Below are 25,902 nucleotides of genomic sequence, written 5' to 3'. Positions count from 1 at the left end.
GTCGTTCCTCCATGTTTCAATAATTACCCCGAAACTCAGGGCACATGCAGGCAAGCTTAGACGATCTCGCTGCGTTGTCCATCAGACAACACTTAGTTGAACAACGCATGAACGTGCGCAACACCTTCTTTTGCCAGTTGAAAAGCAATAAACCACATCACTAATCCTACCAGCGTATTGATGATGCGCTGCGCTTTAGCAGTGCGCAGACGCGGAGCCAGCCAGGCCGCCAGCAATGCCAGACCGAAAAACCACAGGAACGAAGCGCTGACGGTTCCCAGCGCAAACCAGCGCTTCGGCTCAACGTCCAGTTGCCCCCCCAGACTCCCCAGCACCACAAAGGTATCCAGGTAAACATGGGGATTGAGCCATGTCACCGCCAGCATGGTGGCGATGATTTTCCAGCGCCCCTGCTTCATCACCTCGGCACTGGCCAGTTCCAGATTACTGCTCATCGCCGTTTTTAACGCCCCGAAACCGTACCAGAGTAAAAAAGCCACCCCACCCCAGGTGACCAGCGCCATCAGCCATGGTGACTGCATCAGCAAGGCGCTACCGCCAAAGATCCCCGCACAAATCAGCACTAAATCGCTGATAGCACAGAGTAAAGCAATCATGATGTGATACTGGCGGCGAATGCCCTGGTTCATCACGAAGGCGTTTTGCGGACCAAGCGGAAGAATCATGGCCGCACCAAGTGCAAGCCCTTGAAAGTAATACGATAACACGTTAATCATCCCGAACTGTTTCTCTTAGGAGCAGACTATAGCGCCGGGAAAACATTAGCGGAAATGGATAATTTTAATCGCAGATTAGGGAAATTAATGGAAAGAAAGTTTTTATCGGCCCGGAAAGCAAAAGCGCCTCCGGGCGCGTAATTACTCTGCCGCGCGCTCTTTCACACGCTTGAAGTTTACATCCATCTGCGGATACGGGAAGCTGATGCCGTTGGCATCGAACTCGCGCTTAATGCGTTCCAGCACATCCCAGTAGACGCTTTGCAGATCGCTGCTGTTGCTCCAGACGCGTACCACAAAATTAATTGAGGAAGCCCCCAGCTCATTCAGGCGTACCGTCATTTCACGGTCTTTAAGAATGCGATCTTCCGACTGAATGATATCAGTGAGGATTTTTTTCACCTGATCGATATCGGAGTCGTAAGCCACGCCGATAATAAATTCGTTACGACGAACCGGCTCACGAGAGAAGTTAATGATGTTCCCGGCAATAATTTTACCGTTCGGGATCACTACAATCTTACCGTCAACGGTACGCATGGTGGTGGAGAAAATCTGCACGTTGAGCACGGTTCCAGCCACGCCGCCGAGATCGACATACTCACCCGCACGGAACGGACGGAACATTACCAGCAGGACACCTGCGGCGAGGTTGGACAGCGAACCTTGCAGCGCCAGACCGACGGCTAAACCTGCGGCACCGAGAACGGCGATCACGGAGGCTGTTTGCACCCCAACGCGGCCCAGAGCGGCAATCAGCGTGAAAGCGATAATACCGTAACGCACCAGTGCAGAGAGGAAGTCGGCAACAGTGGCATCAATTTTACGCGCCAGCATCAGGCGGTTAACGGTATTTGATACAATGCGCGCCACGATCATACCGATAATGACAATCGCGATGGCCGCAACGATGTTGACGGCATAGCTCAACAGCAGTTCCTGGTTGCGCACCAGCCAGGTGCCCGCACCGTTTATGCTGTCGACAACATTCAAATCTTCCATTCAATATTCCTTTTTTGCTTACCCAAACGGGAGAAATAAAGCCGCCCTGACGGGACTGGCAACCTGACAAGGGTAAACAATAAACCTGGATTTTGCCAAACAGATCACAGAATTCTCTGCCAGCAGAACGTTGACATAGCAATAAAAAAGGCCCGCATTTGCGGGCCTCATGTCACGTGGAACGGCGTAAATTACAGAACGTCAACCGCGTTCAGTTCTTTGAAAGCCTGTTCCAGACGGGTGATCATGGTTGCCTGACCAGCACGCAGCCATACGCGCGGATCGTAGTATTTCTTGTTCGGCTGATCTTCGCCTTTCGGGTTTCCCAACTGGCCCTGCAGGTAAGCTTCGTTTGCTTTGTAGTAGTTCAGAACGCCTTCCCAGGTAGCCCATTGGGTATCGGTATCGATGTTCATTTTCACTACGCCGTAGCTTACGGAGTCTTTGATTTCCTGAGCAGTAGAACCGGAACCGCCGTGGAAGACGAAGTTCAGGCTGTTGTGCGGCAGGTTATGTTTCTTAGAAACATAGTCCTGAGAGTCGCGCAGGATGGTCGGGGTCAGAACGACGTTACCCGGCTTGTAAACGCCGTGTACGTTACCGAAGGAAGCTGCGATGGTGAAACGCGGGCTGATCTTGCTCAGCTCGGTGTATGCGTAATCAACGTCTTCCGGCTGGGTGTACAGTGCAGAAGCGTCCATGTGGCTGTTGTCCACGCCATCTTCTTCGCCACCGGTGCAACCCAGTTCGATTTCCAGAGTCATGCCCATTTTGGACATGCGCGCCAGGTATTTGGAGCAGATTTCGATGTTCTCTTCCAGAGACTCTTCAGACAGGTCGATCATGTGAGAAGAGAACAGCGGTTTGCCGGTTGCTGCGAAGTGTTTTTCGCCCGCGTCCAGCAGACCGTCGATCCACGGCAGCAGTTTCTTCGCGCAGTGGTCAGTGTGCAGGATAACCGGAACACCGTAGTGTTCAGCCATCTGGTGAACGTGATGCGCGCCAGAGATAGCACCCAGGATTGCAGCGCCCTGAGGAACGTCGGACTTCACGCCTTTACCCGCGATGAAAGAAGCACCACCGTTGGAGAATTGTACGATTACCGGCGCTTTAACTTTTGCAGCAGTTTCCAAAACGGCGTTGATGGAGTCGGTACCCACGCAGTTAACAGCTGGCAGAGCAAAGTTGTTTTCTTTAGCTACCTGGAAAACTTTCTGTACGTCATCACCAGTGATTACGCCTGGTTTTACGAAATCAAAAATTTTAGACATTTTACTAGTCCTGTATCTTCGGCCTTGGAAAGGGCGCGCGCCCTAAAGCGCGCTAAAATAAGGGCAGGTTTCCCTGCCCATTAAATTCTTACTTTTTAGCACGCTCTTCGAGCATGGCTACTGCTGGCAGTACTTTGCCTTCCACGAATTCGAGGAACGCGCCGCCGCCAGTAGAGATGTAGGAGATTTTGTCAGCAATGCCGAACAGGTCGATTGCTGCCAGGGTGTCACCGCCGCCTGCGATAGAGAATGCTTCGCTGTCTGCGATGGCATTAGCAACGATTTCAGTACCTTTGCGGAAGTTCGGGAATTCGAACACGCCAACCGGGCCGTTCCACAGAATGGTTTTCGCATTCTTCAGGATGTCAGCCAGTTGCTGTGCAGAAGCGTCGCCGATATCCAGGATCTGCTCGTCTTCTTTTACATCGCTAACGGATTTCAGGGTAGCCGGTGCGGTTTCAGAGAATTCAGTCGCTACGCGAACGTCGGTCGGAACCGGGATGTCGCAAGTAGTCAGCAGACGCTTAGCTTCGTCAACCAGGTCAGCTTCGTACAGGGATTTACCCACGTTGTGACCTTGAGCAGCAACGAAGGTGTTCGCGATACCACCGCCAACAATCAGTTGGTCAGCGATTTTTGACAGAGAATCAAGAACGGTCAGTTTGGTAGAGACTTTAGAACCACCAACGATAGCAACCATCGGACGAGCAGGTTCTTTCAGTGCTTTACCCAGTGCATCCAGCTCGGCAGCGAGCAGCGGACCTGCACAAGCGACATCGGCGAATTTACCGATACCGTGAGTAGACGCCTGCGCACGGTGAGCAGTACCGAAAGCGTCCATAACGAATACGTCGCACAGAGCAGCATATTTTTTGGACAGCGCTTCGTCGTCTTTCTTCTCGCCTTTGTTGAAGCGAACGTTTTCCAGAACAACCAGTTCACCGGCAGCGACTTCAACGCCGTCCAGGTAATCTTTTACCAGGCGAACCGGAGCAGACAGTTTGTCTTTCAGGTAGTTAACAACCGGCAGCAGAGAGAATTCTTCGTTGTACTCGCCTTCGGTAGGACGACCCAGGTGGGAAGTTACCATCACTTTAGCACCCTGTTTCAGGGCCAGTTCGATGGTTGGCAGGGAAGCACGGATACGCGCATCGCTGGTTACTTTCCCTTCTTTAACTGGTACGTTCAGGTCCGCACGGATAAAAACGCGTTTACCAGCCAGATCCAGATCGGTCATCTTAATTACAGACATGGTGAATCCTCTCGTTGATTCATAAAGTTTTGTCGACGCTCAAGCGTCGAGCCTGAAACCAATAGCAGCCATCGCTAACGTCGTATCGAGCATACGGTTAGCAAAGCCCCATTCATTATCACACCAGACCAGCGTTTTGATCAGGTGAGCGCCACTCACGCGCGTTTGCGTACCATCAACGATGGCGCTGTGCGGGTCGTGGTTAAAATCTACTGAGACCAACGGTAATTCCGTATAGTCAACTATACCATGAAATGCACCTTGTGCTGCTTTTTGCAGCAACTGGTTGACTTCACTGGCTTTTACTGGTTTTTTTACCGTCACGCTTAAGTCGATCGCCGTCACATTTATGGTCGGTACACGCACCGCTATCGCTTCAAAACGATCGTTAAACTGCGGGAAAATTCGCGTGATGCCCGCCGCCAGTTTGGTATCAACCGGAATGATCGACTGGCTGGCCGCTCGCGTGCGACGCAGGTCAGGATGATAAGCATCAATAACCTGCTGATCGTGCATCGCGGAGTGGATCGTGGTGACGGTACCAGACTCAATGCCGTAAGCATCATCCAGCAATTTAATGACGGGTATTATGCAATTCGTGGTGCAGGAGGCATTGGAAACGATCCGGTGCTCAGCGCGCAGCTGATCCTGATTAACGCCAAACACAACGGTTGCGTCGATGTCGTGACTACCAGGATGTGAAAAGAGCACTTTCTTTGCGCCGGCGGCAATATGCGCCTCACCGTGTTCGCGGCTGCCGAAGACCCCAGTACAATCCAGCACAACGTCGACACCCAGTTCGCGCCACGGAAGCGCATCGAGCGTTCGCTCATGCAGAATGCGGATCGCGTCATCGCCAACGATGAGCTGGTCTCGTTCCTGACGAACATCCCAGGCAAAACGCCCATGGCTGGTGTCATATTTCAACAAATGCGCCATGCCTGCAGCATCCGCCAGTTCGTTGATTGCCACCACGGTGATTTCCGCCCGACGCCCGGATTCATACAAAGCACGAACCACGTTGCGTCCGATGCGACCGAAACCATTAATCGCTACGCGTACGGTCATAGGTCTCCTGCAAGGATTTCTCAGAAACGATGTGGCAGACAGAGTAATGCAGCAAATCGCTCAGGGAAACCTTACCTGTCGCAAACTGCGACTAATTGGTTAATTGTCGAACATTTAATCGACTGAAACGCTTCAGCTAGAATAAGCGAAACGCGGAATAAAAGGAATGATTGTCCAGCAACAGAACACAGTTATCTGACTTACGTCACATTTTAACGTCCTTCAACGCGACTTTTATTCCATATTCCAGAATTACGAATAACCGTAGCAAGATTATTTCGTTGCCATGTCACAAATCCTGATTTATATCAGAAAGCTCCCTAACCCGTGTCTATATTATCAGCGCAACGTCCGAGTCTCGGAGTCCCTCAACTATGGCAACATTCTATCCCCAACCATCTGAAGCTCGCTTTCATGCGCTGCGTTTATTACCGGGCCAGGAAGTCTTTTCAGCGCTACACGCTTTTATCCAGCAGCATCAACTACAGGCAGCCTGGATAGCGGGTTGCACCGGCAGTTTGACCAACATTGCTCTGCGCTTCGCCGGACGTGAAGAAACCACATTACTTACGGGTACGTGGGAAATTATCTCTCTGAACGGCACGCTGGAACTTACCGGCGAGCATCTTCATCTGGCGGTTGCTGACCCACACGGCGCGATGCTTGGCGGACACATGATGCCGGGCTGTACCGTGCGAACCACGCTGGAACTGGTGATTGGCGAGTTGACGTCTCTGGCATTCAGCCGTCAGCCCTGCGCCGTTTCCGGTTATGACGAACTGGTTATTTCATCCCGCTAACGCTTCACTTATACGAGGTCTTTTATGGCGCGTCGCCAATTTTCCAGCCAGTCTCTGGTTCTTATTGTCATTGCTATCGCCATCAACATGGTCGGTGGGCAGCTTATCAGCATGTTGAAATTACCTATTTTTCTCGACTCGATTGGCACGTTGATCAGCGCGGTGCTGTTAGGTCCGGTTGTGGGGATGCTAACCGGATTACTCACTAACCTATTGTGGGGGTTGCTGACCGATCCGATCGCCGCCGCCTTTGCGCCCGTTGCCATGGTTATTGGACTGGTCGCCGGTTGGCTGGCACGGGCGGGATGGTTTCGCACCTTACCTAAAGTCGTGCTCAGCGGCGTAATTATCACACTTGCCGTGACCCTCGTTGCCGTGCCGATTCGCACGACTCTGTTCGGCGGTGTCACTGGCAGCGGCGCGGATCTTTTTGTCGCCTGGATGCACTCGGTCGGTAAGAACCTGGTGGAGTCCGTCGCCATTACCGTCATCGGTGCGAATCTGGTCGATAAAATCCTCACGGCAATCATCGTCTGGGTGCTGCTGCGACAACTTCCGCTGCGCACCACGCGCCATTTCCCTACGATGTCTGCCGTGCGCTAAATGCATCCGTTTACGTCGTTAACTCTGTGGGCGCTTGCCGCCTGCTCCACGCTCCTGCTGCCAGCCGGAGTGCCGCTCAGCTTGTATAGCGCCGCGACGTTTGTCGGTTTGCTATGTATGAAGGCTACGCGGTCGCGGGCGAAATACGTACTCTGGCTGATGATCCCCTTAGGACTGGGGCTATGGCTGGTACACGGCGGATGGCTTACCGAGTGGATTAGCGGGCAGCCGCGCGCACCAGAACGCTGGGCCGATGCCGTTACGCTCTGGCTACGGATCCTGGCCATTGTGTCGACATCGCAGATGTGGATGCAGTACGTGCCGGTTGCGCGCTTTATGCGCGCCCTGTTTGCTTCACGCCTGCCGCCAGGCGTTGCCTATCTGTTCGCAGGCCCGCTGCTGGTGGTTGAACAGCTCAAACACCAATTGGCGATTATTCACGAGGCACAGCGCGCACGCGGCGTACCGCTGGATGAGTCCTGGTACCAACGTTTACGCGCTATGCCGGCATTAATTGTGCCGCTCACCCATAACGCGCTCAATGACTTGGCCGTTCGCGGTGCAGCGCTCGATATGCGGGGATTTCGCCTGCATCGCACTCGCACCACGCTATGGGCGCCGCCAGACAGCACCTTACAACGTCTGGCCCGCTACGGTATGGTGGTTCTGATGGCAGTTGAGACAGGAATCTGGATATGGTTACGTTAGAGCAGTTTCGCTATATTCCGACGCACGCTATGCGGCCATCCGCCTGTTACGATTTCCATTACGCCAGGCCTGGTATGGTGGCTATTTTTGGTGAGAACGGCAGCGGGAAAAGTACGCTGGCACAGCTGATGGCTGGCTGGTACCCCGACTTCCTTCCGGGAGAAATTGAGGGTACAGGCACGCTACTGGGTAATCCCATCGGGCAACTATCGCTGGTCGAGCAGTCGAGTACCATCCAGCTTGTGCAGCAGTCACCTTACCTGCAGCTTTCAGGTTGTACTTTCAGCGTGGAGGAAGAAGTGGCGTTTGGCCCGGAAAATCTCTGCCTTACCGAGACTGAAATTATGCAGCGCATAGATGCCGCCCTTACGCTGACGGAATGTCAGCCTCTGCGCCATCGTCATCCCGGCACCCTTTCCGGCGGGGAAACCCAGCGGGTAGTCATTGCCAGCGCACTCGCCATGCAGCCGAAAATATTGATTCTGGATGAAGCGTTCAGTCGCCTGACGGCGCAAGCCACGGCAATGCTGCTGGCGCGACTGCAACAGTGGGCACAGGAACAGCATGCTTTGGTGATACTTTTCGAACGCAACCCTTCACCTTTTCTCAGCTACTGCCAGCAGGCATGGCAGCTGCGCGACGGAGCATTGTCATCACTATGCTAACGCTAAACCAGGTTAGCTATCGCTGGCCGAGCGCCGCCGATGACTGTTTACGCAATATTTCGCTGGAACTCCAGGAGGGGGAATGGCTGGCGCTAACGGGCGATAATGGCGCAGGAAAATCCACGCTGTTGCGCATCATGGCCGGGCTACTGACGCCCTCATCCGGCACAATAACCGTTCAAAATCGTGCGATTGCGCAACTGAAAAACCGGGAGCGCGCCAGGGTGCTCGGCGTACTGTTTCAGGAAGCGGAGAATCAAATCTTTCACAGCAAGGTTGCAGAGGAAGTTGCCTTCGGATTACGGCTACAGAAGCTTCCGGCGACTGAAATTGCGCAACGCACGATGGCGGCGCTGCGATTATGTCAGTTAGAGGATGTCGCCGACGCGCACCCGCTCGATCTGCATACGGCACAACGACGTATGGTTGCCGTCGCCAGTCTGGAAGCCCTCAAACCCGCTATTCTACTGCTGGATGAGCCCAGTCGGGACTTTGATGCGCACTGGCTTGGCGTCTTCGAAAACTGGCTGGCAGTGTGTCGTACGCGTGGCGCCAGCATTGTAGCGATCAGTCATGACGTTGCATTTACGCAGCGCCATTTTTCGCGCATAGTACGGCTACACAACAAAAATCTCATGCCATCCGATATGCCCCTTCAAGCGTCATCTCCAGCATAAGGTCTGCTGGCAGGCTATCTTCCAGCACCCGACGGACATTCGGTCCGTCGGTACGCTCATAAAATGCCTCAGCATCAGCTTGTGAGAGTCCGCCAGCCAGTTTACGGCCTACCAGTCGCGTACGCAGCGCATTGGCTGGGGCACGAATAAACAACGAGTAATCACAAAACGCAGCTAACGCTCGCCATCTTTCATCATCGCGCAATAACCAGTTTCCCTCCACAATCACCATCGGCGCAGTCACCCGTATGGCCTCTTCGACCGGATCGTGCTTTTGCCGATCATATTGCGGCCAGAAGCATTCCCCTTCCCTTATCTGGCGTAGATTCTGCGCAAGCTTATCCACATCAAAAGTTTCCGGCGCACCTTTGTATGCCCGCAGGTTATGGGCATCCAGCCAGCTGTTGTAGTGATGGAAGCCATCCATCGGAAGCGTCTGGATCTCCGGCAGACAAGGATCCTGAGCGCAGAGATATTCCCAGAAGGTGGTCAGCGTCGATTTACCCGTACCCGGTGGCGCGCAGAGAAAAACTATCGTACGTCGCTGCGGATTAGCAGCGTGTATTTTTGCCAGTTGCTGTAATAACGGTTTGTGGACGTTCTCTATCTCATCATCATGGTAATGTGCTTCAACCTGTAGCCCATTCACCGTTAGTTTGATTTTCACGGCGTTAATTCCTTTAAAATCGCCGTCACTGCCAGCGTCATTGCCGTCTTGACCATTGCACTAAAGCGCACCTCAGACCACGCAGCAAAGTCGGCAAATTTCATTGACTCCAGTGCGCCGTAGAGCGTTGCGTTGTGGGTAATACTGTTCACGTTGCTGATAAAATCCCAGGTGATGTCATCGGCAAAACCGGGGATAGTATCCTGCTCGTTCAGGTACTGATAAAACTGGGAAAAATGGGTGATATCGGCGTAAAGCCATTTATCCATTTTTCCCAGCGCATAAATCAGACGTAGCGCAACGTCGATATCGTCAAGCGGTCCACTCTGGGCGAGCAACGGCTTCACTGCATATTCCACGATCTCTTCATCGTTATTAACGAACAGCGACGGCAGAAAGCGCTTAATGCCCTGGAGCAAAATGTTATGTGCCGTCGTCATAAACGAAAGTAAATTATTTTGAGCATCCAGTTGCTCAAGCACATCGTCTTCTGTCAGCGTCGTCATTAGTTATCCGATAAATCACCATGAATGCAGAGAGTCTATTATATTACACGTTCGATCCGCGCCGCCGATCAGTAAAGTTTGCGTGCGCACACCATTCGCAACCTGTTGGATCCCTTTCACAAGATCGCCGCCCGTAACCCCCGTCGCGCTGAAGAGGATCTTATTTCCCCCTACCAGTTCGTCGAGCGCATAGATACGGTTGATCTCAACGCCCATTTCCCTGCAGCGCTGACGCTCCTGTGCCGCAATCAGACGATTATCTGCGCTATCACCTTTCGCCTCGCAAAAATCAATCAGTTCAGCCTGCATGTCGCCCCCCAGCGCTTTAACTGCGCAAGCTGAAATAACCCCTTCAGGTGCCCCGCCAATGGTGTACATCAGGTCATAGGGATTTTCCTGCATACAGGCAAGCACGCTGGCGGCCACATCACCATCGGGCAGCGCAAAGACTTTGACCCCAAGCCGTGTCGCTTCGGCAATCGCCGGTTGAAGACGCGGTTTATCCAGCGTCACCATCCGCAGTCTCTCCAACGGTTTGTCCAATGCCTCAGCCACATTGCGCAGATTGTCTGCCAACGGCAGCGCCAGATTAATCGCTCCTTTTGCATACCGATTAACAACCAGTTTTTTCATGTACATATCAGGGGCATGTAACAAACTGCCGCGAGGGGCAAACGCCATGACGGCCAGCGCATTGCATTGCCCCATCGCCACCATTCGCGTACCTTCAATAGGATCGACAGCGATATCGACCTCTGGTCCGGCGCCGGTTCCCACTTCCTCACCAATCCACAGCATCGGGGCTTGATCAATCTCCCCTTCGCCAATGACGATTCGTCCGCGGATGGCAATACTGTTCAATGCTTCGCGCATTGCCGTCACTGCCAGACCATCAATCTTGTTTTTATCGCCGCACCCGGTTTGCGGCCAGGCTGCCAGCGCAGCCTGCTCCGTGATACGAAATAGCGGCCATGCCAGCGACATCATATCGCCGCCTCCCCGATATCAACGCCGAAGTGTGCCAGTAGGTATTTTTCTGCCTTTTCGTTCCAGATGCCGTGCGTTTCCTCCACCAGCAGCGCCAACTCTTTGAATAATGGGTCAGTTTTCCCTTTCTCGGCAAAATCAGCAATGGCGGTTAGCGGCATGGTAACGCCGTTATAAATCAGCTTCTTACCGCCAGGAATTGCCGGTAAATTCAATACGGTTTCCGGAACCGCATCAAGGCCGCCAATGTGCGTCACCATAAACGACGGCTGTAGCTGTCCGGTTGCACTGAGTGCAATAGCCTCTTTCATATCATCCGTTGATCCACCGGAGGTCCCGACCACGTGAGTGCTGTTGTAGTGCACGTTATAAAAATTAAACGGCACTTTAAAGTTGCTGTCCGTCGGACCGGCAAAGAAATTCAGGCAACCATCTTCCGCGAGTAAATCGTCAGCCATTTCAATGACGGCTGGCACTGCCGCATACACAAAGACATCATCAAAACCTGCGTCATTAGTAAGGGCGCGCAGCATCGCGGTCGGGGAGTCCATACCGAAGGTATTCACATAGATAAGCTCAATCCCTTTTTCTGCCGCGAGCTCAACCGGCAACAATTTTTTAGCCTGCGTCAGTCGTGCTTCGTCAATGTCGACCACCACCACGCGTGACGGCTGAATACTGCCGTTAATGGCATAATCTATTGCGCCGATACCCATCGGCCCGGCGCAGGCCAGAAGCGCAATGCTTCCCCCCGGCTTAATCCCCATGCGATGCTCATAGACGTAAGGCGTGGTGTGAAAATTCGCGTTATACGCGCCAATAATGCAGCACATCGGTTCTGCCAATGAGGCGGCGGCAAAATAAGAGCCGTGGTAAGGTAGAACGCATCCCAGATTAATCGCCACTTCCGGGATAATCATATATGTCGCATTACCGCCAAAATATTCGTAGCTGTATCCCGCGGAATATCCACTTGGCAATCCCATCGCGGGTTGCAACACAAAACGCTGACCTTTCTTATATTTATCCGTAAGGTTTTTTCCCACCTCAACAATGATACCTGCACATTCATGTCCGGTAATGACCGGATGATTTTCCAAATCGTCCGGCACGCGTTTATGATCGCTCCCCAATGCCGCCGCTTTCCAGGTGGACAAACAAACGCTATCGGATATTACGCTTACTAACAATTCGTTATCTGTAATTTCAGGCAGATCAAATTCGCGGATACGAATATCCTGCTTGCCATATATGGCAGCCACTTTCGTTTTCATACTTACTCCCAAAATAGAAGAAGGTTAGTTCGCAGTAATGCGTTTAAATAAATCATCCAACAGTGGATCACCAATATAGTTCTTAATAAGTACTAATGGCTTTTCACTCACTCGTTTAACACGACCTTCAAGACTGGCATGGGTGACAATAATATCGGCATCTTGTGGAACGTTTTCGATAGCATAGTGCGTGACGTTAATATTTAATCCCGCTTTCTCCAGACGCTTACGAAACGTGGTTGCCCCCATCGCACTGGAACCCATTCCCGCATCACAGACAAAAGCGACGCGTTTAATATTTTTATAAGAGAATTTACCTTCCTGCTTCATCGCTTTGACGGTTCTGGCTGATTCAGCAAAGTCATCCTCACTTTCTGTTTCTACGCTCTTTTCCATTTTCAGGATTACAGATGTAATCACAAAAGTAACAATTGTTCCCGCTGTAACGCCTGCAATGGTCGCGAGGAAAGATCCTTTTGGCGTTAATGCCAGATAGGCGAATATTGATCCTGGGCTCGGTCCTGCAACCAACCCACCGTCCAGCAGGTGGAATACCCACGTCCCGGTCATTCCCCCGGCAATCATCGCAATCAGGGTTAAAGGCTTCATCAGCACATACGGGAAATACAGCTCATGAATACCACCGAGGAAGTGGATAATCATGGCACCTGGCGCGGATTTTTTACTCATCCCTTTACCGAAAATGGCAAAGCCGAGTAACAGGCCTAACCCCGGCCCTGGGTTAGATGCCACCATGAAGAAAATCGATTTTCCCGTTTCAGAAGCTTGTTGCATTCCCAGCGGATAATAGACGCCCTGATCGATAGCATTATTCAGAAAGAGGATTTTCGCGGGTTCATTGATTACGGATAGCAACGGCAGATAACCCGCATGAACCAACGCTTCAATACACTCCTTCACAAAGTTATTGGCAATGAGAACCGCCGGGCCAATGACTTCAAATCCCAGCAAACATAAGAGCATTCCCGCAATACCCAGGGAGAAGTTATTGATAACCATCTCGAAACCAGCGGGGATGCGTTTTTCCAGCAGGTGGTCGATATGCTTAATCACCCAGCCGCCAAGTGGTCCCATCACCATCGCGCCAAGGAACATCGGGATATCCGCGCCCACAATAACGCCAATAGAACCAATGCCTCCCATTACTGCGCCACGTTTCCCGCCAACCAGATGCCCCCCTGTGGAGCCAATCATGACGGGCAGTAAATAGGTAATCATCGGACCGACAATTTTGGCGAAATGCTCATTCGGCATCCAACCGGTAGGAATAAACAATGCGGTTATAAAACCCCAGGCAATAAAGGCACCGATATTGGGAATGACCATTGCAGTCAAAAAACCACCAAAAGCCTGGACTTTGGCACGAGCAGACTTGTTTTCCATAATATTATCCTGAAAGGAAACGATGAATTATGCAAAGGCGATAATATCCGCCAGCTGTTTTTCTGATTTAGCCGCTAACAAAGCGCTTAGCGCTTCCTCTTCACATAATAATTCGCTTAAAGCCTGAATAGCGCCAATGTGAGAGTCAGCATTTGCCGCCGACAACCCGATTAATAATCTGATACCTTCATCATCATCGGCAAATTTCACTTCCTGTTTAAGAAGCGTTAATGACATTCCGGTTTTTAACGCGCCACATTCCGGACGAGCGTGTGGCATGGCGACACCAGGCGCTAAAATATAATAAGGGCCATTGTTAATCGTTGAGTCTTTGATCGCCTGAATATAATCTGAATTGACATAATGATTGGCGAGTAAGGATGACATAGAAAAGTCAATTGCTTCCTGCCAGTTCTTTGCTGAATCTTTTATTGATATAGATGATTCGGGAAAGTAATCAATCAGCCGCATACATTTTCCTTATTTTATTTTTAGGGTACGAGTTAGCGTTAAAAATAAAATACGCGTGCGGCAAAATGAAATCAATCGAGGGGGAAAATACGTATGGCGCGGAATGTCTTTTTGTGAAGTCTTTAAAAACAATGAATTGTGTCATTAAAAATAAAAAGCAATACTAATTATGTGACGTGCATTGCAAATACCAAATAACACTAAATATCATATTTGTGATTCAGATCTAAATTTACTGATTGCGCAATGTGAATTAAATTCAGCCAAATTAAAAACGGGCCGCCTGAGCGACCCGTTTTCACCTGTAATCGAAATTACAGCAGTTCTTTTGCTTTCGCGACCACGTTGTCTACGGTAAAGCCGAATTCTTCAAACAGCAGTTCTGCCGGTGCAGACTCACCAAAGGTAGTCATACCAACAATAGCGCCGTTCAGGCCCACGTATTTGAACCAGTAGTCAGCAATGCCAGCTTCGATAGCGACGCGAGCAGAGACGGCTTTCGGCAGCACGGATTCACGGTAAGCCGCATCCTGCTTGTCGAATGCATCGGTAGACGGCATGGAAACCACGCGCGCTTTCACGCCTTCAGCGGTCAGTTTGTCCCAGGCAGCCACGGCAAGTTCAACTTCAGAACCGGTGGCGATGAAGATCAACTCCGGCTGACCCGCGCAATCTTTCAGCACGTAGCCACCGCGAGCGATGTTCGCCAGTTGCTCTGCGGTACGTTCCTGCTGTGCCAGGTTCTGACGGGAGAGGATCAGCGCGGTCGGGCCGTCCTGACGCTCAACACCGTATTTCCATGCTACTGCGGATTCAACCTGGTCACACGGACGCCATGTGCTCATGTTCGGAGTCACACGCAGAGAAGCAACCTGCTCTACCGGCTGGTGAGTCGGACCATCTTCACCCAGACCGATGGAGTCGTGAGTATAGACCATCACCTGACGCTGTTTCATCAGCGCAGCCATACGCACCGCGTTACGGGCATATTCCACGAACATCAGGAAGGTGGAGGTGTACGGCAGGAAACCACCATGCAGGGAAATACCGTTTGCGATAGCGGTCATACCGAATTCACGTACACCGTAATGGATGTAGTTACCGGCAGTATCTTCGTTGATGGCCTTAGAACCAGACCACAGAGTCAGGTTAGACGGTGCCAGGTCAGCAGAGCCGCCGAGGAATTCAGGCAGCAGAGGACCGAAGGCTTCAATCGCGTTCTGAGACGCTTTACGGCTGGCGATTTTCGCCGGGTTAGCCTGCAGCTTAGCAATGAACTCGTTGGCTTTTGCGTCGAAGTCAGACGGCATTTCACCTTTCATACGACGGGTGAATTCAGCAGCTTCCTGCGGGAAAGCTTTGGCATAAGCAGCGAACTTCTCGTTCCATGCGGCTTCTTTTGCCTGGCCGGCTTCTTTCGCATCCCACTGCGCGTAGATTTCAGACGGGATTTCGAACGGCGCGTATTTCCAGCCCAGCTGTTCACGGGTCAGTGCGATTTCTGCATCGCCCAGCGGTGCACCGTGAGAGTCGTGGGTACCGGCTTTGTTCGGAGAACCGAAACCGATGATGGTTTTGCACATCAGCAGGGACGGTTTGTCGGTCACTGCGCGTGCTTCTTCAACAGCGCGTTTAATCGCGTCAGCATCGTGACCATCTACACCACGAATCACGTGCCAGCCGTAAGCTTCGAAACGCTTCGCGGTGTCATCGGTGAACCAGCCTTCAACGTGGCCATCGATAGAGATGCCGTTGTCATCGTAGAACGCAACCAGTTTACCCAGTTTCAGCGTACCGGCCAGGGAACATACCTCGTGAGAGATACCTTCCATCATGCAGCCGTCGCCCATGAAAGCATAGGTGAAGTGGTCAACGATGTCGTGACCAGGACGGTTAAACTGCGCCGCCAGCGTTTTCTCAGCGATAGCCATACCCACTGCATTCGCAATGCCCTGACCCAAAGGACCGGTCGTGGTTTCAACACCCGCGGTGTAACCCACTTCCGGGTGACCCGGCGTTTTGGAGTGCAGCTGACGGAAGTTCTGCAGCTCGGACATCGGCAGATCATAGCCGGTGAGGTGCAGCAGGCTGTAAATCAGCATTGAACCGTGGCCGTTAGACAGCACGAAGCGGTCACGATCAGCCCAGGACGGGTTAGTCGGGTTGTGGTTCAGGAAATCACGCCACAGGACTTCGGCAATGTCAGCCATACCCATCGGGGCACCCGGGTGACCGGATTTGGCTTTCTGTACTGCGTCCATGCTCAGCGCACGAATAGCATTGGCAAGCTCTTTACGTGAGGACATTTTGACTCCAGATCGGATAATGAAGGCCACGCCCTAAACGACTTGACGACAGCGCGTTTTGGGCTACGCCGGAAAAAAGTGCCAACAATGTAACCCAAGCCGCGTGTCATGTACATGGAGCATCCTTTTACCGCTTCAGAAATCTCTGGATCATGCGCGCAAGTTGCGCAATCTTCTCGCCCGCTTATTGTTCTTTTCTTTATACTTATGCCGAGCGTCGGTTCACCTGCAAACGACGCATTTTTTAGAATAATCCTGACTTTGTGCGGAAGAGAAAAAATGAAAATTCGCGCTTTACTGCTTGCTACGAGCATGGCGGCGGCATTGACCGGCTGCCAGAACATGGACTCAAACGGACTGCTTTCCTCAGGCGCAGAGGCTTTTCAGGCCTACAGTCTGAGCGATGCGCAGGTAAAAGCGCTGAGCGATCAGGCCTGTAAGGATATGGACAGCAAAGCTACCATCGCCCCGGCTGGCAGCGAGTATGCAACGCGTCTTGGCAAAATCGCCGCCGCGCTTGGCGATAACATTAACGGCCAGCCGGTGAACTACAAAGTCTATATGGCGAAAGATGTAAATGCCTTTGCCATGGCGAACGGCTGTATCCGCGTATACAGCGGCCTGATGGATATGATGACCGACAACGAAGTCGAAGCGGTGATCGGCCACGAAATGGGTCACGTTGCGCTGGGTCACGTGAAAAAAGGGATGCAGGTTGCGCTGGGTACGAACGCCGTGCGCGCAGCTGCGGCTTCCGCTGGCGGGATTGTCGGCAGCCTGTCGCAATCGCAATTGGGCGATCTTGGCGAGAAACTGGTGAACTCGCAGTTCTCCCAGCGTCAGGAATCCGAGGCGGATGATTACTCGTATGATCTGTTGCGCAAACGTGGGATCAACCCGGCTGGCTTAGCCACCAGTTTTGAGAAACTGGCAAAACTGGAAGCAGGACGTCAAAGCTCAATGTTTGACGATCATCCGGCATCCGCAGAACGTGCGCAACATATTCGCGATCGCATGAGCGCAGACGGGATCAAATAATCTTCGAACAGTGCCGGATGGCGGCGTGAACGCCTTATCCGGCCTACAGAATTACAAATTTAGTCCAGCGATCGGGCGTTATTGGCGAAGCCAGTTTGAGACCGGACAGCGCACAACCACCGGAGCGTACACGTAGTACGTGAGGATGGCGAGCACTGCCCGGGTTCAAAATGGCGAGTAAAATAGCCCGAAACCGTTACTCGCCTTTTTTCGCCGCCTGGATATACAGCATCTCCAACGCTAACGTTGCCGCCGCCAGTGCGGTGATCTCTGACTGATCGTAGGCCGGAGCCACTTCAACAACATCCATCCCGACGATGTTCAGATCTTTCAGACCACGTACCAGTTTAATAGCACGATCGGAAGTCAGACCGCCGATCACTGGCGTACCGGTTCCTGGTGCAAACGCCGGGTCCAGACAGTCGATATCAAAAGTCAGGTATACCGGCATATCACCGACAATCTGCTTAACCTGAGCGATAATGTCATCAACGCTGCGGTCGTTAACCTGGCACGCATCCAGTACGGTAAAGCCGTTGTCTTTGTCGAACTCGGTACGAATACCGATCTGCACAGAGTGATTCGGATCGATCAGACCTTCGTTCGGCGCAGTGTAGAACATGGTGCCGTGGTCGAATTCGCAGCCGTTAGCGTAGGTGTCGGTGTGGGCATCAAAGTGCACCAGCGCCATTTTACCAAAGTGCTTGGCATGCGCGCGCAGCAGCGGCAGCGTGACGAAGTGGTCGCCGCCAAAGGAGAGCATGCGCTTACCGGCAGACAGCAGCTTCTCAGCATGCGCCTGCAGTTTTTCACTCATTTCACGCGCATCCCCGAACGCATAAACCAGATCGCCGCAGTCCACCACGTTCAGGCGCTCGCGCATATCGAAGTTCCACGGGAAGCGGTTGTGCTCCCAGGCCAGGTTGGTGGAAACCTGACGGATTGCCGCCGGACCATGACGCCCGCCCGCACGACCAGACGTTGCCATATCAAACGGTACACCGGTGATCACCCAGTCGGCGTCGCTATCGTACGGCATGAAGTTCATCGGCAGACGTAAAAAACCAAAGGCGTTAGAAACCAGGGAGTTGTCGTATTGATGACCTAAGGTGCTCATGTACTGACCTCTTTAAAAATCGATGAAAAAAAATCCCCTCCGCGTCGTTAAGCCCGACGAGGAAGGGATTGATTTGGTAACTGCATATTTACGGCAAATTATCGCCGTTATTTTGTACGGATTCAAGTGAGTGCCACAAATGCTGCCCCCGCGGATTCCGACTGCCGGATGGCGGCTTCGCCTTATCCGGCCTACTTTCGTAGGAACGGTAAGCGCAGCGCCACCAAGCATTTATCGTTACTCATCTTCCAGATAAGTATAACCGTACAGACCGGCTTCAAACTCTTCGAGGAACTGCTGTTGCAGCTCAGCGTCCAGATCGGTGTTTTTCACCTGGTCACGGAACTGCGTCAGCAGGGTGTTCGGATCCAGCTGCACGTATTGCAGCATATCCGCCACGGTATCCCCTTCGTCGGACAGCTCAACTTCTACGCTGCCGTCAGGGAAGACGAACACGTCAACCGCTTCGGTATCACCAAACAAGTTGTGCATGTTGCCGAGGATCTCCTGGTACGCACCCACCATAAAGAAGCCCAGCATCGGCGGGTTCTCAGGGTCGTATTCCGGCATCGGCATGGTGGTCGCAATGCCATCACCGTCAACGTAGTGGTCGATAGCGCCATCAGAGTCACAGGTGATATCCAACAGCACCGCGCGGCGTTCAGGCACCTGATTCAACCCTTCCAGCGGCATTACCGGGAACAGCTGATCGATCCCCCACGCATCCGGCATCGACTGGAACAGCGAGAAGTTGACGTAAATCTTATCCGCCATACGCTCCTGCAGCTCGTCGATAATCGGACGGTGCGCACGGTTGCTCGGGTCGAGTTGTTTCTGCACTTCATGGCACATGTTCAGATATAGCTGCTCTGCCCACGCACGCTCCTGCAGGCTAAAGGTGCCTGAAGAGTACCCAACGTGAATATCGTGCAGATCCATCTGGCTGTCGTGCAGCCATTCACGCAGCGAACGACGGGTTCCCGGTTCATGCATCTCTTGCCAGGTTTCCCACATGCTTTGCAGGGCACGTGGCGCATCGTCAGCCGGAGGTGTGGCTTCGGTGTGTTCGCTACGCTCAACGCCGATAATGTTAGATACCAGCACGGTATGGTGCGCGGTTACCGCGCGGCCAGACTCGGTGATTACCGTCGGATGCGGCAGACCGTGTTCTTCACAGGCGTCGCCAATAGCCCAGATGATGTTGTTGGCGTATTCGTTCAAACCGTAGTTTACGGAACAGTCAGACTGCGAACGGGTACCTTCGTAATCCACGCCCAGACCACCGCCCACGTCGAAGCACTGGATATTGACGCCAAGCTTGTGCAGCTCAACGTAGAAACGCGCCGATTCACGTACGCCGGTGGCGATATCACGAATGTTCGCCATTTGGGAGCCGAGATGGAAGTGCAGCAACTGGATGCTGTCCAGACGACCACGCTCGCGCAGAATTTCTACCAGTTGCAGCACCTGGTTTGCCGCCAGGCCGAATTTTGATTTCTCGCCGCCGGAGGACTGCCACTTGCCGGATCCCTGCGACGCCAGACGCGCACGCACGCCCAGACGCGGAACCACATTCAGACGTTCAGCTTCATCCAGCACGATAGCGATTTCAGACATCTTCTCGATGACCAGATAGACCTTATGGCCCATCTTCTCGCCAATCAATGCCAGACGAATGTATTCACGGTCTTTATAGCCGTTACACACGATCACGCTACGGGTCATTCCTGCATGGGCCAAAACGGCCATCAGTTCTGCTTTGGAACCGGCTTCCAGCCCCAGCGGTTCGCCGGAGTGGATCAGCGATTCAATCACGCGACGATGCTGGTTGACCTTGATCGGGTAAACGAGGAAATAGTCACCGTTGTAGCCGTAGGATTCACGGGCGCGTTTAAACGCGGCGTTAATCGAACGCAAACGATGTTGCAGGATCTGCGGGAAGCAGAACAATGCAGGCAGGCGCTGGCCCTGCGCTTCACGGGCTTTCACCAACTCAGCAAGGTCAACGCGCGCTTCGGGTACGTCCGGATCCGGGCACACGCTGATGTGGCCCAGTTCATTGACGTCGTAGTAGTTATTACCCCACCAGGCAATATTGTAAGTACGCAGCATCTTGCTGGCTTCCTGGGAACTCATTGCAACCTCCTGCATGGAGCGTAGTACACCGTGTTCGCCTGCTGACGAAGGCGAACCCAAAGAAATGTCGTCAGACATAGCGAACCTCAAATTTTATTAACAAGTGTAAAACAGTTGACTACTATCGCAATCCGAAGACGCGATAACAACCCAAATACAGGCAGAATTTGCAGCAGATAGTGCTGACGCTCCGACTGTGCGACCGGTTTCTTTTTCATATCAATGTAAACACGTAACCGAACTTAATGCTGACGGTTCGGCGAAACCACGAGAAAACTCTTGTTTACCAAGAGCGCCCTTGTTCAGTTCTTAGTGACCGTTACCGGCCCTGGAGTCCTGAGAAGCGCCGAGATGGGTATAACATCGGCAGGTATGCAAGATGCAGATTGCGGGGAACATATGTACACCAGAACGGTGCGACAGATTCAGCAGAATACAACGGTTCATTATCTCGTATCACCTCCACGGTTGCTCCTTACGGAACGAACCCACAAGCCAAAGCTAAAGTCTTAACCCGGCTGGAAGTGGCAACACGATGAAAACGTCGTGTGCTTTTGTATGAGCCGCGCGCCGCGTTTTATACCCATAAGGAAGTCAAAAAGCAAAAGATAAATGCGCGCATTGCCAGCACCGTCAGGAAAAATTTCCAGTTACATTTTCAGTACAATGCGACCTCAATCAAAAAAAGCTGGAAATCAGGCGAAGAACTGTCCTAAAATAGCCGTCCAGATGTTAATCCATCTATACCGATTAACACTCAGACTGCCAGTGTCCGTCATCTGCAGACTCATGGTAGAATCTTCTACACATGGCTATTCCACTCGACAGTTTGAGCTAACCAAATTCTCCTTAGGTGAAATTAAATATGGCAAAACACCTTTTTACGTCCGAGTCCGTATCAGAAGGGCATCCTGACAAAATCGCTGACCAAATCTCTGACGCCGTACTGGACGCAATCCTCGAGCAGGATCCGAAAGCACGCGTTGCCTGCGAAACCTACGTCAAAACCGGTATGGTTTTAGTTGGCGGTGAGATCACCACCAGCGCATGGGTTGATATCGAAGAGATCACCCGTAATACGGTTCGCGAAATTGGCTATGTGCATTCCGACATGGGCTTTGACGCCAACTCTTGTGCGGTACTGAGCGCGATTGGTAAACAGTCTCCGGACATCAACCAGGGTGTTGACCGCGCCGATCCGCTGGAACAGGGTGCTGGCGACCAGGGTCTGATGTTTGGTTATGCAACCAACGAAACCGACGTGCTGATGCCAGCTCCAATTACCTATGCTCACCGTCTGGTGCAGCGTCAGGCTGAAGTGCGTAAAAACGGCACTTTATCCTGGCTGCGTCCGGATGCAAAAAGCCAGGTTACCTTCCAGTATGACGACGGCAAAATCGTCGGTATTGATGCGGTTGTTCTGTCGACTCAGCACTCTGAAGACATCGATCAGAAATCGCTGCAAGAAGCCGTTATGGAAGAGATCATCAAGCCGGTACTGCCGACTGAATGGCTGACTGCTTCGACCAAGTTCTTCATCAACCCAACCGGTCGTTTCGTAATCGGCGGTCCAATGGGCGACTGTGGACTGACAGGTCGTAAAATCATCGTTGATACCTACGGCGGCATGGCGCGTCACGGCGGCGGTGCATTCTCTGGTAAGGATCCGTCTAAAGTTGACCGTTCCGCAGCCTATGCAGCCCGTTACGTCGCGAAAAACATTGTTGCCGCTGGTCTGGCTGACCGTTGTGAGATTCAGGTTTCCTATGCAATCGGCGTGGCTGAACCGACCTCTATCATGGTGGAAACGTTTGGTACTGAAAAAGTGCCTTCTGAGCAACTGACCCTGCTGGTGCGCGAGTTCTTCGACCTGCGCCCGTATGGCCTGATTCAGATGCTGGATCTGCTGCACCCGATTTACAAAGAAACCGCTGCTTACGGTCACTTTGGGCGCGAACATTTCCCATGGGAAAAAACCGACAAAGCCGCTCTGCTGCGTGAAGCTGCCGGTCTGAAGTAATTCCCTCACGGTTCAACGCTTATGAAGACCAGCCTCGCGCTGGTCTTTTTTATGTCCTTTTCTCTTCCATACCCCATAGCCAAAGCTACGCTAATCTCCCTTGTTGCAAACAACAAATGAAAGCGATTACATATCGTAGAATTTCGATCCAACATGAATCAACATCTCTTCGTTACTGTGATTGCATCACTGTTACATTATATTTCAGCATTATCTTAAACTCAGACAATCAATGTTATTCATGTGAAATAAATAACGTTATTTTTCAATCAAATAACCAATAACTTACATGAATGCCAGTGTAACCGATTACACTAATGTGATGTGATTCGCATTTTTTTACCCCGTACTCACCTACCCTTAACATCAACAAAACTAGCTACCCAACCGGAGGGCATCATGCCTGACAATAAAAAAACGGGGCGTTCCAACAAAGCCATGACATTTTTTGTCTGCTTTCTTGCAGCCCTGGCTGGATTACTTTTTGGCCTGGATATCGGTGTTATTGCCGGAGCTTTACCGTTCATCACCGACGAGTTCCAAATTACCCCCCACACTCAGGAATGGGTGGTGAGTTCGATGATGTTTGGTGCTGCCGTGGGTGCCGTCGGCAGCGGTTGGCTCTCCTTCAAACTGGGGCGTAAAAAGAGTTTGATGATCGGCGCAATCCTGTTTGTTGCCGGTTCACTGTTCTCCGCCGCTGCACCAAACGTTGAAGTGCTGTTGGTTTCCCGCGTGCTGCTCGGCCTTGCGGTAGGCGTTGCGTCTTATACCGCGCCGCTTTACCTGTCTGAAATTGCCCCGGAAAAAATTCGTGGCAGCATGATCTCTATGTATCAGTTGATGATCACCATCGGTATTTTGGGTGCGTATCTTTCCGATACGGCGTTTAGCTACAGCGGCGCATGGCGCTGGATGCTGGGCGTGATCATCATCCCTGCCCTGCTGCTGCTGGTTGGCGTTATCTTCCTGCCGGACAGCCCACGCTGGTTTGCTGCTAAACGTCGTTTCGTCGATGCTGAACGTGTTCTGTTGCGTTTGCGTGATACCAGCGCAGAAGCCAAACGCGAGCTGGATGAAATTCGTGAAAGTCTGCAGGTGAAGCAGAGCGGCTGGGCGCTGTTTAAAGAAAACAGCAACTTCCGCCGCGCGGTATTCCTTGGCGTCCTGTTACAGGTGATGCAGCAGTTCACCGGGATGAACGTCATTATGTATTACGCACCGAAAATCTTTGAGCTGGCGGGCTACACCAACACCACCGAGCAGATGTGGGGGACTGTTATCGTCGGTCTGACCAACGTGCTGGCAACCTTTATCGCCATTGGCCTGGTTGACCGTTGGGGCCGCAAGCCTACGCTGATCCTCGGCTTTATCGTCATGGCCGTCGGTATGGGCGTGCTGGGTACGATGATGCACGTGGGTATTCACTCGGCGGCCGCGCAATACTTCGCTGTACTGATGCTGCTGATGTTTATCGTTGGCTTTGCCATGAGCGCCGGTCCGCTGATTTGGGTTCTGTGCTCTGAAATCCAACCGCTGAAAGGCCGCGATTTCGGTATCACCTGCTCTACCGCAACCAACTGGATTGCCAATATGATCGTCGGTGCAACCTTCCTGACGATGCTGAACTCGCTGGGCAGCGCCAATACTTTCTGGGTCTACGGTGGTTTGAACGTCCTGTTCATCTTCCTGACCCTGTGGCTGATACCTGAAACTAAAAATGTCTCTCTGGAACACATTGAACGTAACCTGATGAAAGGTCGTAAACTGCGCGAAATTGGCGCACACGACTAATCACGAAAAGCTTCCTCCCCCGCGGGAGGAAGCCTTCCTCTTGCAGTCCCTTCCCTGTCGCACTATCCTCTGGCGCTATGAAAACCTCCCGTCTCCCTATCGCCATCCAGCAAGCCGTTATGCGCAGCCTGCGGGAAAAGCTCGCTCAGGCCAACCTCAAGCTCGAACGCAATTACCCGGAGCCAAAGCTGGTTTACCAACAGCGCGGAACCGCCGCGGGTACCGCGTGGCTACAAACCTATGAAATTCGCCTTAATCCCGTCCTGCTGATGGAGAACGTTGACGCGTTCGTTAACGAAGTGGTGCCCCATGAACTGGCGCATTTACTGGTGTGGAAATACTTTGGCCGCGTGCCGCCGCACGGCAAAGAGTGGAAATGGATGATGGAGAGCGTACTTGGCGTACCAGCCCGACGCACGCATCAGTTCGAGCTGCAATCCGTGCAGCGTAAGACCTTTACTTACCGCTGCAAGTGTCAGGAACACCAATTGACCGTACGCCGCCATAACCGCGTGATACGCGGCGAAGCCACCTACCGCTGCGTTCACTGCGGCGAACCACTGATTGCAGAATAATCTTCAGAATTATCAGGAACTTTTCTGATCTAACTGATTGCATACAGGAATGACTTTCGCTACGTTGCGGGCTCGTTTTGACACGGAGTTCGTGATGTACCGTAATTTTTCTTTTGCTGCGGCCCTGTTAGCCGCAGCATTTTCAGGCCCGGCTTTAGCCGAAGGCATCAACAGTTTTTCTCAGGCAAAAGCGGCGGGCGTCAAAGTTAACGCCGATGCGCCAGGCGATTTCTACTGCGGTTGTAAAATTAACTGGCAAGGCAAAAAAGGGGTCGTGGACCTCGAATCCTGCGGCTATAAAGTGCGAAAAAACGAAAACCGCGCCAGTCGAATTGAATGGGAGCACGTTGTCCCCGCCTGGCAGTTTGGTCATCAGCGCCAGTGCTGGCAGGACGGAGGGCGTAAAAACTGCGCTAAAGATCCGGTCTATCGCAAAATGGAAAGCGATATGCATAACCTGCAGCCTGCGGTAGGTGAAGTGAATGGCGATCGCGCTAACTTCATGTACAGCCAGTGGAACGGTGGCGAAGGCCAGTATGGACAGTGCGCGATGAAGGTTGATTTCAAAGAGAAAGTTGCCGAGCCGCCTGCCCGCGCCCGTGGCGCCATCGCGCGTACCTATTTTTATATGCGCGACCAATACAACCTGACGCTCTCTCGCCAGCAAACCCAGCTTTTTAATGCCTGGAATAAGCAGTATCCGGTCACCGACTGGGAGTGTGAGCGCGACGAACGCATCGCGAAGGTACAGGGGAATCATAACCCCTATGTGCAACGCGCTTGCCAGGCGCAAAAGAGCTAACCTACACTAGCGGCAATATTTT

The 25,902-nt window shown here is 52.4% G+C and carries 26 protein-coding genes; 10 read left to right on the top strand and 16 right to left on the bottom strand.

Going from position 1 to position 25,902, the window contains the following annotated elements; translation table 11 throughout:
* Positions 1–92: 92 nt before the first annotated feature.
* From argO to epd, 5 genes are all read right to left on the bottom strand, one after another.
* Positions 93–728, bottom strand: coding sequence for an arginine exporter ArgO (gene argO, locus OGX66_RS15115; protein ID WP_003027005.1), 636 nt, complete (start codon positions 726–728; stop codon positions 93–95).
* A gap of 150 nt (positions 729–878) precedes the next feature.
* Positions 879–1,739, bottom strand: a complete 861-nt coding sequence (locus OGX66_RS15110) for a small-conductance mechanosensitive channel MscS (protein WP_003027007.1) — start codon at positions 1,737–1,739, stop codon at positions 879–881.
* Positions 1,740–1,930: 191 nt separating this feature from the next.
* Entirely contained in the window at positions 1,931–3,010 is a 1,080-nt protein-coding gene (gene fbaA / locus OGX66_RS15105; RefSeq protein ID WP_003027029.1) for a class II fructose-bisphosphate aldolase, read from the bottom strand.
* 88 nt (positions 3,011–3,098) lie between these two features.
* Positions 3,099–4,262: a phosphoglycerate kinase gene (gene pgk, locus OGX66_RS15100; protein WP_003027032.1), complete on the bottom strand. Its 1,164-nt coding sequence runs from the start codon at positions 4,260–4,262 to the stop codon at positions 3,099–3,101.
* 39 nt (positions 4,263–4,301) lie between these two features.
* On the bottom strand, positions 4,302–5,330 hold the full coding sequence (gene epd, locus OGX66_RS15095) for an erythrose-4-phosphate dehydrogenase (RefSeq protein ID WP_003027035.1): 1,029 nt from the start codon (positions 5,328–5,330) through the stop codon (positions 4,302–4,304).
* A gap of 374 nt (positions 5,331–5,704) precedes the next feature.
* Here epd and OGX66_RS15090 point away from each other — a divergent pair, with 374 nt between their 5' ends.
* From OGX66_RS15090 to OGX66_RS15070, 5 genes are read left to right on the top strand one after another with little or no spacing between them, the layout of a single operon-like run.
* On the top strand, positions 5,705–6,130 hold the full coding sequence (locus OGX66_RS15090) for a PPC domain-containing DNA-binding protein (protein ID WP_003027037.1): 426 nt from the start codon (positions 5,705–5,707) through the stop codon (positions 6,128–6,130).
* A gap of 24 nt (positions 6,131–6,154) precedes the next feature.
* The gene (locus OGX66_RS15085) at positions 6,155–6,733 is read left to right on the top strand and encodes an ECF transporter S component (protein ID WP_088903078.1); all 579 of its coding nucleotides are present in this window, start codon (positions 6,155–6,157) and stop codon (positions 6,731–6,733) included.
* The gene (locus OGX66_RS15080) at positions 6,734–7,441 is read left to right on the top strand and encodes an energy-coupling factor transporter transmembrane component T (protein WP_044700834.1); all 708 of its coding nucleotides are present in this window, start codon (positions 6,734–6,736) and stop codon (positions 7,439–7,441) included.
* Complete coding sequence (locus OGX66_RS15075; RefSeq protein WP_003846369.1) at positions 7,429–8,106, top strand: ABC transporter ATP-binding protein; 678 nt, start codon at positions 7,429–7,431, stop codon at positions 8,104–8,106. Before OGX66_RS15080 ends, OGX66_RS15075 begins: the two co-directional genes overlap by 13 nt.
* Entirely contained in the window at positions 8,100–8,783 is a 684-nt protein-coding gene (locus OGX66_RS15070; RefSeq protein WP_088903077.1) for an ABC transporter ATP-binding protein, read from the top strand. Before OGX66_RS15075 ends, OGX66_RS15070 begins: the two co-directional genes overlap by 7 nt.
* On the opposite strand, the gene OGX66_RS15065 is transcribed toward OGX66_RS15070, so the two are convergent.
* From OGX66_RS15065 to tkt, 7 genes are all read right to left on the bottom strand, one after another.
* On the bottom strand, positions 8,740–9,450 hold the full coding sequence (locus OGX66_RS15065) for a nucleoside/nucleotide kinase family protein (RefSeq protein WP_088903076.1): 711 nt from the start codon (positions 9,448–9,450) through the stop codon (positions 8,740–8,742). The two genes, OGX66_RS15070 and OGX66_RS15065, sit on opposite strands and share 44 nt — an antisense overlap.
* Positions 9,447–9,956: an MltR family transcriptional regulator gene (locus tag OGX66_RS15060; RefSeq protein WP_032950053.1), complete on the bottom strand. Its 510-nt coding sequence runs from the start codon at positions 9,954–9,956 to the stop codon at positions 9,447–9,449. Before OGX66_RS15060 ends, OGX66_RS15065 begins: the two co-directional genes overlap by 4 nt.
* 15 nt (positions 9,957–9,971) lie before the next feature.
* Positions 9,972–10,943: a class II fructose-bisphosphatase gene (gene glpX, locus OGX66_RS15055; protein ID WP_088903075.1), complete on the bottom strand. Its 972-nt coding sequence runs from the start codon at positions 10,941–10,943 to the stop codon at positions 9,972–9,974.
* Positions 10,940–12,217 (bottom strand): zinc-binding dehydrogenase, encoded by a 1,278-nt coding sequence (locus OGX66_RS15050; protein WP_048218565.1) that lies wholly within the window; start codon positions 12,215–12,217, stop codon positions 10,940–10,942. The genes glpX and OGX66_RS15050 overlap by 4 nt, the downstream gene beginning before the upstream one ends.
* A 24-nt stretch (positions 12,218–12,241) precedes the next feature.
* The gene (locus OGX66_RS15045; RefSeq protein WP_088903074.1) at positions 12,242–13,621 is read right to left on the bottom strand and encodes a PTS mannitol transporter subunit IIBC; all 1,380 of its coding nucleotides are present in this window, start codon (positions 13,619–13,621) and stop codon (positions 12,242–12,244) included.
* Positions 13,622–13,648: 27 nt separating this feature from the next.
* On the bottom strand, positions 13,649–14,092 hold the full coding sequence (cmtB, locus tag OGX66_RS15040) for a PTS mannitol transporter subunit IIA (RefSeq protein WP_032950059.1): 444 nt from the start codon (positions 14,090–14,092) through the stop codon (positions 13,649–13,651).
* A 314-nt stretch (positions 14,093–14,406) separates the two neighbouring features.
* A complete protein-coding gene (gene tkt, locus OGX66_RS15035; RefSeq protein WP_003027049.1) occupies positions 14,407–16,398 on the bottom strand; it encodes a transketolase in 1,992 nt (663 codons plus the stop codon).
* Between the two features lie 279 nt (positions 16,399–16,677).
* Between tkt and loiP the strand changes: the two genes are divergently transcribed.
* Positions 16,678–17,436: a metalloprotease LoiP gene (loiP, locus tag OGX66_RS15030; protein ID WP_003027053.1), complete on the top strand. Its 759-nt coding sequence runs from the start codon at positions 16,678–16,680 to the stop codon at positions 17,434–17,436.
* 196 nt (positions 17,437–17,632) lie between these two features.
* On the opposite strand, the gene speB is transcribed toward loiP, so the two are convergent.
* From speB to yqgG, 4 genes are all read right to left on the bottom strand, one after another.
* Positions 17,633–18,553 carry an agmatinase gene (speB, locus tag OGX66_RS15025; protein WP_003027056.1) on the bottom strand — a complete coding sequence of 307 codons (921 nt, stop codon included), beginning with the start codon at positions 18,551–18,553 and terminating at the stop codon, positions 17,633–17,635.
* Between the two features lie 237 nt (positions 18,554–18,790).
* The gene (gene speA, locus OGX66_RS15020; protein WP_003027059.1) at positions 18,791–20,767 is read right to left on the bottom strand and encodes a biosynthetic arginine decarboxylase; all 1,977 of its coding nucleotides are present in this window, start codon (positions 20,765–20,767) and stop codon (positions 18,791–18,793) included.
* Between the two features lie 8 nt (positions 20,768–20,775).
* Positions 20,776–20,907 (bottom strand): acid stress response protein YqgB, encoded by a 132-nt coding sequence (yqgB, locus tag OGX66_RS15015; protein ID WP_003027062.1) that lies wholly within the window; start codon positions 20,905–20,907, stop codon positions 20,776–20,778.
* A gap of 91 nt (positions 20,908–20,998) precedes the next feature.
* Complete coding sequence (gene yqgG / locus OGX66_RS15010; RefSeq protein ID WP_269147429.1) at positions 20,999–21,136, bottom strand: small protein YqgG; 138 nt, start codon at positions 21,134–21,136, stop codon at positions 20,999–21,001.
* Positions 21,137–21,554: 418 nt separating this feature from the next.
* On the opposite strand from yqgG, the gene metK reads away from it, so the two are divergent.
* From metK to endA, 4 genes are all read left to right on the top strand, one after another.
* A complete protein-coding gene (gene metK / locus OGX66_RS15005) occupies positions 21,555–22,709 on the top strand; it encodes a methionine adenosyltransferase (protein WP_003027071.1) in 1,155 nt (384 codons plus the stop codon).
* A 399-nt stretch (positions 22,710–23,108) separates the two neighbouring features.
* On the top strand, positions 23,109–24,503 hold the full coding sequence (gene galP, locus OGX66_RS15000) for a galactose/proton symporter (protein WP_003027074.1): 1,395 nt from the start codon (positions 23,109–23,111) through the stop codon (positions 24,501–24,503).
* A gap of 77 nt (positions 24,504–24,580) precedes the next feature.
* The gene (locus OGX66_RS14995) at positions 24,581–25,078 is read left to right on the top strand and encodes a SprT family zinc-dependent metalloprotease (protein ID WP_003838223.1); all 498 of its coding nucleotides are present in this window, start codon (positions 24,581–24,583) and stop codon (positions 25,076–25,078) included.
* A 94-nt stretch (positions 25,079–25,172) separates the two neighbouring features.
* Positions 25,173–25,880 (top strand): deoxyribonuclease I, encoded by a 708-nt coding sequence (gene endA, locus OGX66_RS14990; protein WP_016150969.1) that lies wholly within the window; start codon positions 25,173–25,175, stop codon positions 25,878–25,880.
* Positions 25,881–25,902: the final 22 nt, after the last annotated feature.

The organism is Citrobacter sp. Cf072 (assembly GCF_030334485.1).
In the GTDB taxonomy this organism is placed as follows: domain Bacteria; phylum Pseudomonadota; class Gammaproteobacteria; order Enterobacterales; family Enterobacteriaceae; genus Citrobacter; species Citrobacter freundii.
This window is presented reverse-complemented; position numbering and strand designations above follow the sequence as displayed.

Coding starts and splice junctions, on each gene's coding strand:
- OGX66_RS15110 (WP_003027007.1), bottom strand. CDS start 1,739: ATGGAAGATTTGAATGTTGTCGACAGCATAAACGGTGCGGGCACCTGG.
- fbaA (WP_003027029.1), bottom strand. CDS start 3,010: ATGTCTAAAATTTTTGATTTCGTAAAACCAGGCGTAATCACTGGTGAT.
- pgk (WP_003027032.1), bottom strand. CDS start 4,262: ATGTCTGTAATTAAGATGACCGATCTGGATCTGGCTGGTAAACGCGTT.
- epd (WP_003027035.1), bottom strand. CDS start 5,330: ATGACCGTACGCGTAGCGATTAATGGTTTCGGTCGCATCGGACGCAAC.
- OGX66_RS15090 (WP_003027037.1), top strand. CDS start 5,705: ATGGCAACATTCTATCCCCAACCATCTGAAGCTCGCTTTCATGCGCTG.
- OGX66_RS15085 (WP_088903078.1), top strand. CDS start 6,155: ATGGCGCGTCGCCAATTTTCCAGCCAGTCTCTGGTTCTTATTGTCATT.
- OGX66_RS15080 (WP_044700834.1), top strand. CDS start 6,734: ATGCATCCGTTTACGTCGTTAACTCTGTGGGCGCTTGCCGCCTGCTCC.
- OGX66_RS15075 (WP_003846369.1), top strand. CDS start 7,429: ATGGTTACGTTAGAGCAGTTTCGCTATATTCCGACGCACGCTATGCGG.
- OGX66_RS15070 (WP_088903077.1), top strand. CDS start 8,100: ATGCTAACGCTAAACCAGGTTAGCTATCGCTGGCCGAGCGCCGCCGAT.
- OGX66_RS15060 (WP_032950053.1), bottom strand. CDS start 9,956: ATGACGACGCTGACAGAAGACGATGTGCTTGAGCAACTGGATGCTCAA.
- glpX (WP_088903075.1), bottom strand. CDS start 10,943: ATGATGTCGCTGGCATGGCCGCTATTTCGTATCACGGAGCAGGCTGCG.
- OGX66_RS15050 (WP_048218565.1), bottom strand. CDS start 12,217: ATGAAAACGAAAGTGGCTGCCATATATGGCAAGCAGGATATTCGTATC.
- OGX66_RS15045 (WP_088903074.1), bottom strand. CDS start 13,621: ATGGAAAACAAGTCTGCTCGTGCCAAAGTCCAGGCTTTTGGTGGTTTT.
- cmtB (WP_032950059.1), bottom strand. CDS start 14,092: ATGCGGCTGATTGATTACTTTCCCGAATCATCTATATCAATAAAAGAT.
- tkt (WP_003027049.1), bottom strand. CDS start 16,398: ATGTCCTCACGTAAAGAGCTTGCCAATGCTATTCGTGCGCTGAGCATG.
- loiP (WP_003027053.1), top strand. CDS start 16,678: ATGAAAATTCGCGCTTTACTGCTTGCTACGAGCATGGCGGCGGCATTG.
- speB (WP_003027056.1), bottom strand. CDS start 18,553: ATGAGCACCTTAGGTCATCAATACGACAACTCCCTGGTTTCTAACGCC.
- speA (WP_003027059.1), bottom strand. CDS start 20,767: ATGTCTGACGACATTTCTTTGGGTTCGCCTTCGTCAGCAGGCGAACAC.
- yqgB (WP_003027062.1), bottom strand. CDS start 20,907: ATGAAAAAGAAACCGGTCGCACAGTCGGAGCGTCAGCACTATCTGCTG.
- yqgG (WP_269147429.1), bottom strand. CDS start 21,136: ATGAACCGTTGTATTCTGCTGAATCTGTCGCACCGTTCTGGTGTACAT.
- metK (WP_003027071.1), top strand. CDS start 21,555: ATGGCAAAACACCTTTTTACGTCCGAGTCCGTATCAGAAGGGCATCCT.
- galP (WP_003027074.1), top strand. CDS start 23,109: ATGCCTGACAATAAAAAAACGGGGCGTTCCAACAAAGCCATGACATTT.
- OGX66_RS14995 (WP_003838223.1), top strand. CDS start 24,581: ATGAAAACCTCCCGTCTCCCTATCGCCATCCAGCAAGCCGTTATGCGC.
- endA (WP_016150969.1), top strand. CDS start 25,173: ATGTACCGTAATTTTTCTTTTGCTGCGGCCCTGTTAGCCGCAGCATTT.